Raw genomic sequence first — 16,273 nt, forward strand, 5'->3', positions numbered from 1 at the left:
CGCCGTTACCGGACCGGCGGCCGGTATTCGAGCGTCATGCTCGACGCCGCGGTCTTGCGGATCTCGTCGGGGACCAGCGTGATCTTCTTGAGCTCGTTGGTTTCGTGCATCAGCGTCTGGTCGGCAAGGTTCGGATTGCCCTTGCCCTTGGGGTCGATGAACAGATTCTGCCCGCCCGCATCGACGACCGAATAGAGCGCGCGCCGGTCGCGCCCGATTTCCATCAGCCCGACCCAGCTTTCGCCGCCGTTGTGCGGCGCCATCGTCGGGCCGAGCCCGAGCACTGCCGACAGGCGGCGTTCGGGCGCATCTTCGGCCATTTGCGGCCGGTCGGGGGTTTCGAGCGAGGCGTCGAAATATTTCCAGAAGATCGGCTGCTTCCACTCGGCCATATCCTTGCCGGGGAAGCGCGATTTGACCTCGGCGAGTGTTGCCTTGATCGTGTCGATCATCACCGCGGTGCGGTCGCGGCCGCCGAAATAGTCGACCGCCAGCGGCGCTCCGGCAGCATCGCCCTGAAAGGCGCGCAGCAGCAGGCTCGATTGATAGGTCAGATAGCGATCGGCATCGATCGTCTTCCACCAGTCGCCCATATCGTCGCCGAATATGATCTTCGGCGCGACCTGCAGCCAGCTACGATAGAGCGTCAGGCCCGGATTGTCGTATTTCTGGTCGCCGTCACGATCCTGATACAGGCCGTTGAAGCTCAGCATATATTCGCCGGCGCGTTTGACCTCGGGATCGTCGCTCGCCTCGATGGCTTTCCGGATATAGGGGGCGAAGAAATCGGGCGCCGCCTGATTGCGGTCGACCGCACCGAGCGCGTTGAAGATCTTGCCGTTGAACTCGCGCATGTCGAGCAGGGTCAGCGACTGGCCATTCTTCGCCAGCCGGTCGCCGAGCCAGGTGCGGAAGGTCGCGCCGATCCGGGCGTTGTCGCCTTCCTGCGACCAGCCCGTCGCCTTGCTGTTCCACGACATGAAATATTGCTGCTTCGGATTGATCATGTGCGGCTTTTCGGCGGGGGTCAGAAAGCCGGACCATTCATATTCGCCGGTGCCGGGGGTGGGCAGACGCGGGTCGACCCCGGCCGCCTTCTTGGGCAGCGCGCCCGCCTCGAAATAGGCGATCGTGCCATCCTCGCCGCCGTAACAGGCGCCCAGATTCCAGCCGAGCCGGTCGACACCCTTTTCGCGAAATTCGGCGAGGTTCTTGGCGCGGCCCATCTCGGCAAAGGCGACCCATGTGTCGAGTTCGCGGCCGTGTACGCCCATCTGCTGCGAATAGGCGGTGCCGTTGTCGGCATCCCATGCGATGACCGGGCCGTGGATCGTCCATGCGACCTCGTGGGTGACGGGCGCTGCATCCTTGACCCGGAAGGTCTCGGTGCGGTGCTCCATCTTTTTCCACGCGCCCTTGTACCAATATTCGTAGCGATTCTTCGGGTTCAGCTTCTCGGCGAAGGTCGTTCCCGCTTCGCTGCTGCCCGATACGAGCAGCCAGCCATGCTGCGCGCCACGCCCCATCGTCGGCACGCCCCAGCCGGTCGATCCGAAGCCGGCATTGTCGAAGCCGCCGCCCTTCAGGTGGATTTCGGGGCCGTCGGCGGTCGCTTCCAGCATCAGCACATTGCCGCTGGCCGACTTTTGCGGACCGATGACCATGCAGCGGCTCATGCCCTTTACCGGCTCGGTCGGCGCCGCTTGTGCGGCGGCCGCTGCGACGCCGCCGCCCGGCAGCTGGACAGGTGCGGGGACGGGGGTGGGGACCGGGCGCGCCGGGGCCAGATCGTCGCCAGCGGGGATCGTCGTCGGGGAATCGGGGTCGGAGATCGGGACGACGTCGTTGAAAATCTGCCAGGCCTTTTCGGCGCCATAGCGGTCGGTCATCGCCTTCAGAAATTCGAGATTGCGGATTTCATAGGTGTCGCGGCCGAGCGGCGCGGCGGTGATCAGCGCCAGATATTCGGCAAGGCTCCAGCGCGTCGGCTTGATCCCCCAGCGGACGAACTCGAGCGGGGTCAGATGTTCGGGGTCGGCGTTCACTTCGTCGATGCGCTTGTTGATCCCGTCGACCATCGCGCGGATCATCTTGCGATGCTCGGGTGCGAGGGCGCTATAGCGCTGCATCAGCACGGCATCGGACAGCTTGCGGCCGCGCATGACCTTGTCGGTGTCGAGCGCCGCGGCGCCCACCAGTTCGGCGCGGCGCCCTTGGGTGTTGTGCCGCGCCAGTTCCATTGCGGCGAGCCGGTCATGCGCGATCGCATAGCCCGCGCCGAACATCACGGCGTCCGAGGTTTCGGCCTCGACATGCGGCACGCCGAAACCGTCGCGCGAAATTTTGACCTTCTCCTGCGCCTGTGCGGTCGGCACCGACGCGATCAGGAGCGTGGCGGATCCAAGGAGCAGGGCGGCAGTCGAACGGCGCATCAAAATCGTCTCCCGGTTATTTGGGCAGGAATGCCTCGGCCAGTGCGACCCACAGCGCCGCGCCGGTCGGCGAAATGCTGTCGTCATAGGCATAGTGCGAATTGTGGAGCATCACCGATCCCGGCCCCTCGTCGCCGTTGCCGAGCAGCAGGAAGCAGCCGGGCACGACATCGAGATAGCGCGCGAAATCCTCGCCCCCCATGCCGGGAACAATGTCGAGGTCGACGAAGCGCTCCGGGCCGACGACGCCGATCGCGACCTCGCGCACCTTCGCATAGAGGTCGGCCGGGTTGTGCAGGGAAGGGTAGCCGCGCTCGTAATGGAGTTCGGCGGTGGCGCCGAACGAGGTCGCGACCCCGGTGACGATCTCGCGCAGCCGCTTTTCGACCGCATCCTGGCTGGCACGCGATAGCGTGCGCACCGTGCCGCCCATCCGCGCTTCGTCGGCGATGATGTTGAACGCCGTGCCGGCCTCGACCTTGCAGATCGACACCACCGCGGCGTCCATCGGGTCGGTGTTGCGCGCGACGATGCTCTGCACCGCGATGACGATCTGCGCTGCGACGAGGACCGGATCGATGGTGAGGTGCGGGCGCGCGGCGTGGCCGCCCTTGCCCGATACGACTATCTCGAACTTGTCGGCGGCGGCATAGAGCGCGCCCGCGCGCCCGGCGAGCTTGCCGGCCGCGATGCCGGGGCGGTTGTGGACGCCGAAGATCGCCTCCATCGGAAAGCGCTCGAACAGTCCGTCGCGGATCATCGCGCTCGCGCCGCCGTCGGGGTCGCCGCCCGGCCCCTGATAGCCGAGCGATTCCTCGGCGGGCTGGAAGATCAGGTGCACCGCGCCGTCGAAATTGCGTGTCGCCGCCAGATGCTTGGCGGCGCCGAGCAGCATCGTCGTATGGCCGTCGTGGCCGCAGGCGTGCATGACGCCGGGCGTGCAGCTTTTGTGATCGGACTCGGCGAGCTCGGTCATCGGCAGTGCATCGATGTCGGCGCGGATACCGATGGCGCGCTCGGATGCTCCGGCGCGGATCGTTGCGACGATGCCGGTGCCGCCGATCCCGGTGTGGACTTCGTCGACCCCGAATTCTTCGAGCAGGTCGAGGATGAAGCGGACGGTGCCCTGTTCGTGAAAGCCGAGTTCGGGATGCCGGTGGATATGCCGGCGCCAGGCGGTCATGTCGGCTTCGAGTGATGTCAGGTCAACGGACATGGGGAACCACCTCCTGGCGCAGCGGCGAAATCAGGCTAGGCGCGGGCTGCTGCGGACCCAAATGCCGATTGGGCATCGTTGCATGTTCGGCGGCAAAATCCATCGTCACTTCCTTCAAGGCGCGGCGTGCGCCGCCACCTGATAGAAGACCCCGGCGTGCGGGCCGAGCGGCAGGTCGAGCCCGACCCATGCTACCACCATCAGAATCCCCGTTGCCATGAAGCAGAGCGCATAGGGCAGCATCAGCGCAAGCAGCGATCCCACGCCCATCGATTTGTCCCAGCGCTGGCAGAAGACGAGGACAAGCGGGAAATAACTCATCAGCGGCGTCATGATGTTGGTATAGCTGTCGCCCATGCGATAGGCGGCGGTCGTCATTTCGGGGCTGATGCCCAGCAGCATGAACATCGGCACGACCACCGACGACAGCACGCTCCACTTCGCCGTCGCCGAGCCGATGAACAGGTCGAGCAGCGACGAGAGCAGCAGCACACAGACCAGCAGCAGCGGCGCGGGCAGGCCCATCCCCTGCAGCTTTTCGGCGCCGCTGATCGCGACGATCGGCCCGATGCCCGACCAGTTGAACATCGCGACGAAATGCGCCGCGAAGAAAACGAAGACCAGATAGGGCGCGATCGTCTTCACGCCCTCGCGCATCATGGCGATGATGTCGTTGGAGTTTTTGACCGTTCCGACAGCGCGCCCGAACACCGCGCCGGTCAGCAGAAACAGCAGGAACAGCGCGGCGATGATCGAGCCATAGAGCGGCTGCAGCCGGATCGGGCCTTCGGCGCTCTGGTCGATGAAGGGGGTATAGCCGGGCCACAGGCAGAGCGCGGCGAACAGGGCCACGACGAACAAGGCCGCGACCCCCGCGTGACGCAGCCCGCGCCGCTCGTCGTCGCTGAGCTCGCCCTTTTCCAGATCGGCGCGCAGTTCGTCGTCGACCGGCTCGTTCCAGGTGCCGAGCCGCGGTTCGACGATGCGGTCGGTGACGAACCAGACGATCGGCGTGAAAAAGACGACGATGCCGAGGATGAAATACCAGTTGCCGAGCGGGTTCATCGTCCAGCCGGGCTCGACGATCCGCGCCGCCTCCTGCGTGAAGCCGAACAGCAGCACGTCGAGCTGGCCGGGCATGATATTCCCTGCATAACCGCCCGACACCGCGGCGAGCGCCGCGGCGATCCCGGCGAGCGGATGGCGTCCGACCGAAGCGAAGAGGACCGCCGCCATCGGGATCAGCACGACATAGGCGGCGTCGGCGGCGTGGTGCGAGACCATGCCGACCACCGCGATGATCGGGGTCATGTAGCGGCGCGGCGTGTTGCGGAGCGAACCGCGGATCAGCGCGAAGAACATCCCAGACCGTTCGGCGACCGCGGCGCCCATCATGATGGTGAGGACGATGCCGAGCGGGGTGAAGCTCGCATAGGTCTTCGGCATCTCGGTGAACAGACGTGCGATATTCTCCGCCGAGAAGAGGCTGGAGGCGCGATAGGTGAGCATGCCGTTCGCGAGTTCGGCGTTGGCGGGGGCGGTCTTGCCCGAATAGGGCAGCGACGCGCTCCATCCGAGTGCCGCCCCGAGCGCCGACACGAGCATCAGAGCGACGATGAGGTAAATGAAGATGATCGTCGGGTCGGGCAGCAGGTTGCCGGCCCGCTCGACGAAGCCGAGGAAACCTCTCTGGCGGGCAGGACGGATCGTTTCAGCGGTCATCATTGCCCCTCCTGCCGGGCCGGTATCGCGTTGTTGTCCGCAAACAATATGAGGCCCGCGTCCCTGACGCGAGCCTCATTGCTGTCGGTCGAAATCAGAAGTTCACTTCGAGCCCGAGCCGGACGACCGGCCCGAACTGATCGAAGCCGCCCCCCGACGGATCGATGACCTGAACCGATTCCATCACCGGCAGCTTGACGTTGAACAGGTTGCTGACGCCGAACGAGAATTTCGCTTCCTGCCGCCCGTTCATCGGCAGCGTGTAGGATCCCGAAATATCGTTGTAGAAGCGCGAACCCGTCTTGCGCGGCGCGATGAGTTCGCGGCTGATCCCCGGCGAGATGTCGGTCAGGCTCTGGCTCGACTGATAGCGGCCCTGCCAGCCCAGCGTCAGCGGGCCGTTCGAATAGGTCAGCCCGACGACGCCCTTATATTTGGGATAGCCGTAGAAGCCTTCGAGCACGGTGTAGAGATCGGGACGCGCCTGGAACGTATAGGTGCGGAGCCGGTGCAGATAGGTGAAGGCCAGATTGGTCGAGATCTTTCCGTTGCCGACCGGGAGAGTATAGAAGATCTGCGTGTCGAGCCCCGAGGTTTCCAGCTTCGACGTGTTGACATAGGTGCTGTTGCCGCCGGTGATGCCGAAATAGTTCGGGCTGGCGGTGTTCATGTCGCGGGTGATCAGCGAACACAGGTCCGGATCGGGCCCGCCCGCACGATCGACGCAATTTTCGGCGATCTGCTGCGGGCTGAGGAAGCTGATCGCGTCGTCGATCTGGATGTTGAACCAGTCGGCCGAGATTTGCAGGCCCGGCAGGAAGCTCGGGGTCAGGACGACGCCGGCGGTCCAGCTGTCCGACACTTCGGGGCGCAGATTCTGATTCCCCGACACGATGAAGGGCACCCCGATCCCGCCGTTCAGCGGCACGAAGCCCGCCGGGCGGCCGAGCGCGGCGCAGTTGGCGGCGCGGTTGGGATTCTCGCCGATATTGGTCTGCGAACAGGGGTCTTCTACGTTGGTCGTTTGCCCTTCGCTGGGGCGGAAGGCTTCGAAGATATTCGGGGCGCGGATGGCGCGGCTGATCGTCGCGCGGAGGCGCAGGCCGTCGGTCGGCTCCCAGATGCCGCCGACCTTCCACGAGGTCGCTTGTCCGGCGTGGCTGTAGTCGGCGTGGCGCACCGCGCCCTCGATCGACAGCAGCTTGGTGAAGGGCATGTCGGTCAGGATCGGGATGCTGAGCTCGCCGAAGAATTCGGTGACGTGATAGCCGCCCTCATAATCCTGCGTCGCCGCCTGGTTGGTGAAACCGCCCTTGACCAGCGGATCGGTGGTGCGGCCGTTGCGTTCCTTGCGATACTCTGCACCGATCGCGAAGCCGATCGCGCCGCCGCCCGGCATGGTCAGGAATTTTTCGCTGTCGCCGGCGAGCGAGAAACCGGCCGTTGTCTGGCGAATGAAGGCGTTCGAAACCGTCGTCGCGGTGACGAAGTCGCGCGCCGCCTGCGAGCTGTTGACCGAACCGAAGGGATCGAACGGCGCGCAGGTGCCGCCGCCCTGGATGTTCGGGCGGACATAGCCGACCGGCTGCAGCGCGGGAACGTCCATCCGGCAGCGAATCTCGTTGGTCGCCGGATCGACAACCGCGTCGATCGCGGCGAGCAGGTTGGGAACGACCAGGCGGTTGTAGCCGATGAACTTCGCCTTGGTGCGGCCATAGGTGCCGTAGATGTCATAGCGAAGGTCGGCGAAGCCGGTTTCGAATTCGCCCTTCAAGCCGCCGACGAACGACAGGCTGTTGCGGTCGACCTGGCTGTAACGCAGGCCAAGGTCGGTGAAGAGGCGGTCGAGCCGCAGCGTGGTGGCCCCCGCCGCGAGCAGGTCGTCGCGGAAATCTTCGTTGAGGAAGGCGTTCTCGGCGACGTTGATCGCCAGCCCCGTCCGGATCACCGGCTGGCCGCGGCCATAGCTCGACGTGTTGTTATAGTCGGCGCCGAAATAGGCTGTGACGTTGTCGCTGATGTCATAATGGGCGCTGAGGTTGAGGTTGTAACGCTCGATGTCCGGGACGAGCGAGATCGAATCGTCGAAACGGAAACAGGCGGTCCCGCAATTTTCGAAGATGCCGAACAGGCTGCCGTCGGTCAGGCTGGGCGTCGGGAAGGGCCGGGGGGTGCCATCGTCGTTGAAGACGAAACGTCCGAGCCCGCCGGTGTCGTTGCTGAAGCCGACGACCCCATAGCCGGAGAAGCGCAATGCTTCGCCGCCCGGGACGACGATCATGTCGGGGATGCCGTCATCGGGACCGGTGTCGGCCGGATTGAGCATCGCGACGTAATTTTTCATGCCCGCCTGTTTCGGCGTGATTTCCTTCACCTTCGCATAGTCGCCGGCGATGGTGATATTGCCGCGCCCTTCGCTGAAATTCATGCCCGCAACAAGGCTGGCACCATAGGTCAGCCCTTCGCCGCCGCGCGTCGGCTGCGATCCGTTGAACGAGATGCGGACACCGTCGAAATTATCCTTGAGGATGATGTTGACGACGCCCGAAACGGCGTCGGAACCATAGATCGCCGAGGCACCGCCGGTGATCACTTCGATGCGCTCGATCAGATTGGGGTTGATCGAATTGAGATCGATCGCGGTGCTGTCGGTCGCGCCGGCGACGCGGCGCTTGCCGTTGACGAGCACCAGCGTGCGGTTCGACCCGAGGCTGCGCAGGTCGACGAGGGCAAGGCCGCCGCTATTCTCGCCGCGCGAGCCCGATGCGCCGGTCTGCTGGCTCTGCTGCATGCTGCCCGAAAAGCCGATCGACGGCTGCTGCGCGAGCGCGCGACCGATGTCGAACTGGGCGTTGTTGTTTTCGAGCGTATCCGACGAAACGACGCCGACCGGGGTCGGCAGGTCGAGGACGGGACGGCCGATGCGCGACCCCGTCACGACGATGTCGTTACCGTCGGTAACGCCCTGTTCGTCGACCGGTTCGGCGACGTCCTGTGCGTTCGCTGCGCCCGCCAGACTCGCGAAAAGGGAGATTGCGAGGATGGAAGTGGAAATTCTGAATTTGCCGCAAGCGGCTGCAGTTGCCGATCCCTGGATCATGTTTTTTCTCCGCCCTGAACCCCTGCCAAAGCCGTTCGTTTGCCGGATAGTGCAAGGGCCCATCCTGTCTATGGACATGCGGTCATCGATCCCAATGCCGGTTCGACATAGAATCATTCGTGCGATGCGGGCGGGGTTGGCGCAGCTTTGTTGCGCGCGCTTTCAGGCGGCTTCCGACCTCAGCCGATTCTTCAGCGACGTCCAGAAGGCCTCGACGCTCGGGCTTCGCCGCGCGATCGGTTTATAGATGCGGATTTCGATCGGGACGTGCCAGCTCGCATCGCCCGCCGCGACAAGGCGTCCGCTTTCCAGATCTTCGCCGGCAAGGCTGAGCGGCGCCCAGCACAGCCCGCGGCCGTCGCGGGCCATCGACAGGAGCGCGGTCGCCATGTGCGACCGGAAAACCGTGCGCAGCGCCGCCGAACCTGCGGAGATCACCTGCGCCGCCTGCAGGATGCGCCCCATGCCCGACTTGTCCTCGAATTCCAGATAGGGGAGCGGCTGGTCGCCCGACCCGGGGAGCCGATGCGCCGGCGATCCGTCCCCGGCCGGCGCCGCGACCGGGAGCAGGACATCCTGTCCAAGGAGGAGCGACGCAAAACCGGCCGGATCGAGGCGGTGCGCCGCCGCTGTATGGTGATGGCACAGGAGGAAATCGGCTTTTCCTTCGAGCATGAAGCGCTCGCAAGCGACCATATTGTCGGCGATCAGCGTGATCGTTCCGGCTTCCTGGCCCTCGCTGAGGCTACGGAGCCAGGACGGGAAAAAGGTGGTCGACAGCGCGTGCGTCGAGGCGAAGCGGATTTCGTTGCTCAGCGTCCCGCCGATTTCGCGGACATGATCGCGCCCGAGCGTCAGCCGCCGCAATATCTCTTCGGCGAGGATACGAAAGGCCTGACCCGCTTCGGTCAGGGCGATCCGGTGCGTATCGCGATCGACCAGCGTCGCGCCGACCCAGTCCTCGAGCGCGCGGATGCGGCGGCTGAAGGCCGGCTGGGTCAGGTTGCGCGCCTCGGCGGCGCGGGAGAAATTGCCTTCATCCGCGAGTTTGATGAAGTCCTCGAGCCACATGATATCCATTTGATTCCACTCGTCGCATCAATTGATACTGTCCCGGCATTGGCATAGCCAGAACCGTGCACGGTAAGCCCAGCCCCGCAAAACCGCAGGAAGGGTAGAAGAATGTCGGCGCCCAAAACGCTCTACGACAAGATCGTCGACGAACATCGCATATTATCTTTCGACGAATCCGGCGGCGCTGGCGAACGATTGTTGCTCTATATCGATAGAACGGTGCTCAACGAATATACAAGCCCCCAAGCGTTCAGCGGCCTCCGCGCCGCCGGGCGAACCCCGTGGCGGCCGTCGGCATCGCTGGGCGTGGTCGATCATGTCAATTCGACGAACCCGGATCGCGAGGCAGGACAACTCGACGACGGCGCGCGCCGCCAGATCGAATATCTGGGCGAAAACGGCCGCGATTTCGGCATCGAGATCTTCGATCTTTTCGACCCGCGGCAGGGGATCGAGCATGTCGTGATGCCCGAACTGGGGCTGGTGCTGCCGGGCATGGTGATTGCGGCGGGCGACAGCCATTCGACGACCTACGGCGCGTTCGGGGTGGTCGGCTTCGGCATCGGCACCTCGGATATCGAGCATCTGCTCGCGACCCAGACGCTCGTCTACCGGCGGCTCAAGACGATGCGGATCACCGTCGACGGGACGCTGGCCCCGGGCGTGACGGCAAAGGACCTGATCATGGAGGTCATCCGGCGGATCGGTGCCGACGGCGCCGCGGGACATGCCGTGGAATTTGCAGGCGATGCGATCGCGGCGCTGGGCGTCGAGGCGCGCATGACGATCTGCAACATGGCGGTCGAATGCGGCGCGCGCGTTGCGCTGATGGCGCCCGACGACAAGGTGGCGGCCTATATCGAGGGCTGTCCGCGCGCGCCGTCGGCCGAGCTGTTCGCGCGGGCGCGTATCGAATGGGACGCGCTGCGCAGCGACCCGGGCGCCCGCTTCGACAAGGAGATTTCGCTGAGTGCCGGCGATATCCCGCCGATGGTAAGCTGGGGCACCAGCCCCGACCAGTCGCTCGCGATCACCGGCCGGGTTCCCGATCCGGACGATCTGCCGCCCGAACGCCGAGCCGACGCGGTGCGTGCAATGGCCTATATGGGCCTCGCGCCGAACATGGCGCTGCAGGAGATCGCGATCGATCGCGCTTTCATCGGATCGTGCACGAATGCCCGCCTGTCGGATCTTCGCGACGCGGCGGAAATCTTGCGGGGTCGCAAGGTGGCGCCCGGCGTGCGGGCGATGATTTCGCCGGGCAGCAGCCATGTGCGCAGCCTTGCCGAAGCCGAAGGCATCGACCGCGTCTTCACCGACGCGGGCTTCGAGTGGCGACGGTCGGGCTGCTCGCTGTGCCTCGCGATGAACGACGACAGCCTTGCGCCCGGGGAACGATGCGCGTCGAGCACCAATCGCAATTTCGAAGGGCGGCAGGGGATCGGCGGACGCACCCACCTGATGAGCCCGGCGATGGTCGCCGCGGCGGCGGTCACCGGGCGGCTTGCCGACGTGCGGACGCTCGCCGCGGCGGAGCCCGCCCGATGAAGGGGTTCGTCCGCGAAACGGGACGCGTGGCGGCGATGCCCGGCGCCAATATCGATACCGACGTGATCATGCCGAAAGCCTTTCTGAAAGGCATCGACCGGTCGGGGCTTGCGGTGGGGCTTTTCCACGACCTGCGTTTCGACGAAACCGGCGCGGTGCGGAGCGACTTCATCCTCAACCGTCCCGATATGGCGGACACCCGCTTTCTGCTCGTCGGACCCAATTTCGGCTGCGGATCGTCGCGCGAGCATGCGGTGTGGGGCATGCTGCAATATGGCATCAGGGGGATTATCGGCTCGTCATACGGCGCGATCTTTGCCGACAATGCGGCGAACAACGGATTGCTCCTGCTGTCGTTGCCCGTCGCGGAGGTCGCAGCACTGGCGGCGCAACTCGAAGACGGGGCGGGGGATATGACGATCGATCTCGAAGCGCAACGGATCGAGACGGGCGCGCAAGCGACCGGTTTCGACATCGACCCTGCCACGCGACGCGCGCTGATGCTCGGACTCGACCGGATCGGCGAGACACTGACCCACGCCGATCGCATCCGGACGTTCGAGGAGGCCTATCTCGCGCGCAAGCCATGGCTTATGGATGCGGGAAGCGATGAGCGCATATCCTGAATATCCTGACCTGTTGCCCGGCTTTCGCTGGCAGGACATTGACGCCGGCGGGGTCCGCATCCGCGCTGCCGTGGGCGGGGCGGGGCCGCCGCTGCTGTTGCTGCACGGGCATCCGCAAACGCACCTGACGTGGCACAAGGTCGCACCGGTTCTCGCCAAGCGCTTCACCGTCGTCGCGACCGATCTCCGCGGCTATGGCGACAGCGAAAAGCTCCCCGGCGATGCCGACCATCGCAACTATTCGAAGCGGGCGATGGCGGCCGATCAGGTTGCGGTGATGGCGGCGCTCGGTTTCGAACGGTTCGACGTTGTCGCGCATGATCGCGGCGCACGCGTCGCGCACCGGATGGCGCTCGACCATCCGGACCGCGTCGGGCGGCTCGTGCTGCTCGATATCGCGCCGACGGCGACGATGTATGCCGAGACCAACCGCGAGTTCGCGACCCGCTATTTCTGGTGGTTCTTCCTGATCCAGCCTTTCGACCTGCCCGAACGGATGATCGCCGCCGACCCCGATCATTTTCTCGACCGTCATCTGGCCGGTCAGATCAAGATCGACGGCTCGCTCGACCCGCGCGTCGTCGCCGAATATCGCCGCTGCTACCGCGATCCCGCGACCCGCCACGCGATCTGCGAGGATTATCGGGCGGCGGCGGGCATCGACCTCGACCATGATGCCGCCGATGCCGATCGGCTGATCGAGGCGCCACTGCTCCTCCTTTGGGGCGGCCTCGGCACGGTGGGCAGCCTGTTCGACGTGCTCGAAAGCTGGCGGCCGAAGGCGCGCAGCGTGCGCGGCCGCGCCCTGCCATGCGGCCATAGCCCGCAGGAAGAGGTGCCCGACTTGCTGCTGGCCGAGCTCGACGCCTTTTTCGCCGCCTGACGCGTCGAAAGGCGCGTCAGGACCCGCGCAAAGCGGCCGAAATCCCCGCCAGTCCGCCCTCGAGTTCCTCAGCGGTCGGCCAGCCATAGCCGAGCCGGAAATAGCGGTCGGACATTTCGAACCAATGCCCCGGCCCGACATAAGTGCCATGATCCTCGAGCAGCCGCCGGTAGAATCCCTCGGTGCCGCCCGGCGGATCGGCTTTCATACGGGGGAAGCACACGACGCCGCCCGAGGGACGAACCCATTCGAGCAGTTCCTCTCCGTCGATCCACGCAGCGATCCGGTCGAGGCGTCGCCGCCATTCGGCCAGCGTCGGTGTGAGGAAGGCGTCGCGGCGCTGCAATATCTGTTCGGCGACCCATTCGTTGATCACGCTGCCGCAGATGCTGATCTGTTCCTTGGCGGCGAGAAAAACCTCCTGCAGCCCGGGATCGGTGTTGACGATCCAGCCGACCCGGATGCCGGGGACGCCATAGGCTTTCGACAGCGAGGACACGCTGATGACATGCTTGCCGCGCGTCGCCGCCATCGGCAGTTTGCCGGTCAGCGACAGGTCGCGATAGGTTTCGTCGACCAGTAACAGGCAGCCGCGCTCGGCGGCGAACCGGGCGATCCGGCGCAATTCCTCTTCGCTGACTGTCACGCCCGTCGGGTTATGCGGGCAGGTGATGCTGATCAGCCGGGTGCGCGGCGTGACGGCGGCCGCCAGCCGTTCGACATCGAGGGTAAAGCCATCCTCGAACGTCAGGTCGACGAAGGATATCGGGCATCCGATGGCGCGCGGCGTTTCGAGGTTCGTGGCATAGTTCGGCCGGACCACGACCAGATGATCGTCGGGGCCGAGCAAGGCGGTGGCAATGATGAACAGGGCGCCGGCCGCGCCGCCCGCGATTAGGACATCGTCGGCGGTCAGCGTCGGTTCGTCGGCGACGACCAGTTCGCGCAGCGCCGGGCTGCCGCGATGTTCGCCATAGAGCAGGGTCAGATCGGGGATGGTCAGGCCGAGGCTGCCGAGCGACTGATCGGCGATCGAACTTTCGGACAGATTGAAGCGGATATTGCCATATCCATATTCTTCGGGAGATTCGACTTCGATCGGCATTCGGACATAGCGCATGATGAAACCCTTTCGCTGGTCGCCGACGATTGGCACGGCCCGCAGGCACCCGCCATCCCCCCGGCGTGGGATCACCGCGCCAGCGCGAACAATTCCGCCAAGGCGCTGATCCCGAGTTTCCGGAAGATATTCTTGCGGTGATCCTTGACCGTATGCCGGCTGAGCGACAGCCGCAGCGCGATCGCATCGCTGGAGCAGCCCGCGAGGAGAAGCCGGCAAATCTCGTCCTCGCGGGTGGAAAGGACGCCGGTCCGTGCCGGCCAGCCGCTCGCCGCCGGTCGCGGCGCCGGCGCGAGGATGCGGTGGCGCTCGAACGCGGTGCCGACGGGTCCCGCCAGTTCGCCCAGCGCCCGCAGCAGTCGAGCGTGCGCCGGCCGGCGGCTGCGCTCGCGGTACAGGCCGATCTCGATCGTGCCGCCCCAGCCAGGGAAATAGACGCCGATTTCCTCCTGTCGCTCGGGCCAGCCGACGGTCCGAAATCCCAGTTCCTCGTGCGGCGTCTCTATCAGGTGCGGCCGCATGGTCTCCGGAATGTCGGCGAAGCGCCCGCGATAGTCGCGTGCGCGCATGGCGCCGCTGCTGGCGCCGCGAAGCATCGGGTTGAACCGGCAGGTCTTGCGCGCATAGGTGTCGAGCCCGGCACGATGGCCGATTGCGCCGAAATTTTCGTGGAGGATGCGCGACCGGCTGCGCGGCCGATGCACGACGACGGCCGCAAGGTCGAATTCGGCGAGAGCGCAGAGGGTGCCGGCCGTGACAGCGGCAAAATCGGGTTCGCCGATGGCGGCGATGATATCCGACACAACGGGTTCGATGCTCATCGCCATCGCCCGATCGAGCCCCCGGGCTTAGCTGACGACCACACGCAGGAAGCGGACAACCGCACTGCCCGCATTGGCATAAGCATAGCTTTGTGCGCTGCTGTAGATGGCGAAATCGCCGGCCTCGACGGTGACGATGCCATCCTCCTTCTCGATGCGCAGCCGTCCTTCGGCGACCGACACCATCTCATGCCATCCGGCCGGATCGGGCTCGGCCTGATAGCGCTCGCCGACCGCAAGCGACCATTGCCAGAGCTGGGCCTCGCGTCCCGCCGGCGCGCTGCCGAGCAGCACGCCCTTGCTCTCCGCCCCGGCGCCGCGCCAGCCGACGGCGTCGATGCGCTGGCTGCTCGCCGCCGGGTCTGCGATCATCGAAACGAAATCGACCCCCAACGCGTCGGCAAGCTTGTCGAGGCTCGACAGGCTGACATTGGTGTCGCCGCTCTCGAGGTTGACGATCATGCGCCGGCTCAGGCCCGATGCTTCGGCCAACGCGCCTTGGCTCAAGCCGGACGTCCGCCGCAGCCGGCGCAGATTGCTTGAGACATGCGCCAGCACATCGCCGCGCTCCCCCGTCGCCGGGCGCGCGTCATTCATCGGCGCACACGCCCTGTTGGGCCAGATAATCCGACATGCGTGCCAGTCCTTCCCGCAATACCGCCTCGTTGTTGCAATATCCGATCCGGACATATCCTTCCATGTCGAACGCGCTGCCCGGCGTCATCATGACGCCGGTCTTTTCGAGCAGGTCGAGGCAAAAGGCTTCCGACGGAACCGGCAGGTCGTATTTGAGCATCGCGGTGGTGCCGCCACGCGGCTTGATCCAGTCGATCAGCGGTTCGCGCTCCACCCAGTCGGCAAGGATGGCAAGGTTCGTCCGGCTTATGGACCGCGAGCGGGCGAGGATCGCATCGCGCACTTCGAGGGCGACCGCGGCGAGGTGGTCGTCGATCATCCCGACGCTGATTGTATTATAGTCGCGGTGGACGGTGATCGGGTGGACAAGGTCGACCGGGGCAATGATCCAGCCCAGTCGCAGGCCTGCCAGCGAGAAGGATTTGGACATGCTGCCGGTGCTGATCCCGCGCTCGTAGAGGTCGAAAATCGACGTCGTCATCCCGTCGCCGTCCTGTCCGGTGCCGCGATAGACTTCGTCGCAGAGCAGCCAGGCGCCGCATTCGCGGGCGATCGCGACGATCTCCTTGAGCATGGCGCGGTCCATCACCGAACCGGTAGGATTGTTCGGATTGTTGATGGCGATCAGGCGCGTGCCGGGCGTCGCAAGCGCGCGCAGTTCATCCAGATCGGGAAGGAAGCCATTCTCCTCGCGCAGCCGCAGGATCCGGACGTCGGCGCCATAGCTTTCGGGAATCGAATAATGTTGCTGATAGGTCGGCAGGACCGAGATGACGCGGTCGCCGGGTTCGACCAGCGTCTGGTGAACCAGCGCGTTGGCCCCGATGGCGCCGTGCGTCACGAGGACATTTTCGCGCTGCGCCGTCTCGGTCATGCCGGCGATCAGGCCGCGCAGCCGGTCGCTGCCCTCGATGGCGCCATAGGTCAGCTTCAGCGGCAGCAATTCGGAGAGGATGGTCTCGGTCCGCCCCGCCATTGCGAGCAGTTCGGCAACCGTCAACGACTCGACGCACGTCTCGGCAAGGTTGAGCTCGCACTGGAGCTCATAGCGGTTCATCCACATTTCGACGGCGAACTCACGGATTTTCATGGGTC

General features: G+C 65.3%; 12 protein-coding genes. 3 read left to right on the top strand and 9 right to left on the bottom strand.

The features are described from left to right. Window positions 1-5 precede the first annotated feature (5 nt). The 5 genes from LH19_RS04375 to LH19_RS04395 form a co-directional block, all read right to left on the bottom strand. A complete protein-coding gene (locus LH19_RS04375; protein ID WP_054725100.1) occupies window positions 6-2,432 on the bottom strand; it encodes a penicillin acylase family protein in 2,427 nt (808 codons plus the stop codon). Window positions 2,433-2,448: 16 nt separating this feature from the next. Continuing rightward, window positions 2,449-3,648: a M20 aminoacylase family protein gene (locus tag LH19_RS04380; RefSeq protein ID WP_054725101.1), complete on the bottom strand. Its 1,200-nt coding sequence runs from the start codon at window positions 3,646-3,648 to the stop codon at window positions 2,449-2,451. Window positions 3,649-3,762: 114 nt separating this feature from the next. Further along, window positions 3,763-5,373, bottom strand: coding sequence for an AbgT family transporter (locus LH19_RS04385; RefSeq protein WP_145923356.1), 1,611 nt, complete (start codon window positions 5,371-5,373; stop codon window positions 3,763-3,765). 91 nt (window positions 5,374-5,464) lie between these two features. Further along, window positions 5,465-8,470 (bottom strand): TonB-dependent receptor plug domain-containing protein, encoded by a 3,006-nt coding sequence (locus tag LH19_RS04390; RefSeq protein ID WP_054725105.1) that lies wholly within the window; start codon window positions 8,468-8,470, stop codon window positions 5,465-5,467. Window positions 8,471-8,632: 162 nt separating this feature from the next. Further along, window positions 8,633-9,550 (bottom strand): LysR family transcriptional regulator, encoded by a 918-nt coding sequence (locus LH19_RS04395; RefSeq protein WP_054725107.1) that lies wholly within the window; start codon window positions 9,548-9,550, stop codon window positions 8,633-8,635. A gap of 102 nt (window positions 9,551-9,652) precedes the next feature. Here LH19_RS04395 and leuC point away from each other — a divergent pair, with 102 nt between their 5' ends. Genes leuC through LH19_RS04410 form a run of 3 tightly spaced genes read left to right on the top strand, consistent with a single transcriptional unit; the run spans window position 9,653 to window position 12,601 of the window. Beyond that, complete coding sequence (gene leuC, locus LH19_RS04400; protein ID WP_054725108.1) at window positions 9,653-11,092, top strand: 3-isopropylmalate dehydratase large subunit; 1,440 nt, start codon at window positions 9,653-9,655, stop codon at window positions 11,090-11,092. Beyond that, window positions 11,089-11,718, top strand: a complete 630-nt coding sequence (gene leuD, locus LH19_RS04405) for a 3-isopropylmalate dehydratase small subunit (protein ID WP_054725110.1) — start codon at window positions 11,089-11,091, stop codon at window positions 11,716-11,718. The genes leuC and leuD overlap by 4 nt, the downstream gene beginning before the upstream one ends. Further along, entirely contained in the window at window positions 11,702-12,601 is a 900-nt protein-coding gene (locus LH19_RS04410) for an alpha/beta fold hydrolase (protein WP_054725112.1), read from the top strand. Before leuD ends, LH19_RS04410 begins: the two co-directional genes overlap by 17 nt. A gap of 16 nt (window positions 12,602-12,617) precedes the next feature. On the opposite strand, the gene LH19_RS04415 is transcribed toward LH19_RS04410, so the two are convergent. From LH19_RS04415 to LH19_RS04430, 4 genes are all read right to left on the bottom strand, one after another. After that, complete coding sequence (locus LH19_RS04415) at window positions 12,618-13,721, bottom strand: pyridoxal phosphate-dependent aminotransferase (protein WP_054732992.1); 1,104 nt, start codon at window positions 13,719-13,721, stop codon at window positions 12,618-12,620. A 71-nt stretch (window positions 13,722-13,792) separates the two neighbouring features. Then, the gene (locus LH19_RS04420) at window positions 13,793-14,542 is read right to left on the bottom strand and encodes a helix-turn-helix transcriptional regulator (RefSeq protein WP_201258417.1); all 750 of its coding nucleotides are present in this window, start codon (window positions 14,540-14,542) and stop codon (window positions 13,793-13,795) included. 27 nt (window positions 14,543-14,569) lie between these two features. Beyond that, entirely contained in the window at window positions 14,570-15,139 is a 570-nt protein-coding gene (locus LH19_RS04425) for a helix-turn-helix domain-containing protein (protein ID WP_054725116.1), read from the bottom strand. Further along, window positions 15,132-16,268 (bottom strand): aminotransferase, encoded by a 1,137-nt coding sequence (locus LH19_RS04430; RefSeq protein ID WP_054725118.1) that lies wholly within the window; start codon window positions 16,266-16,268, stop codon window positions 15,132-15,134. Before LH19_RS04430 ends, LH19_RS04425 begins: the two co-directional genes overlap by 8 nt. Window positions 16,269-16,273: the final 5 nt, after the last annotated feature.

It is taken from the genome of Sphingopyxis macrogoltabida (genome assembly GCF_001314325.1).
GTDB classification, from domain to species: domain Bacteria; phylum Pseudomonadota; class Alphaproteobacteria; order Sphingomonadales; family Sphingomonadaceae; genus Sphingopyxis; species Sphingopyxis macrogoltabida.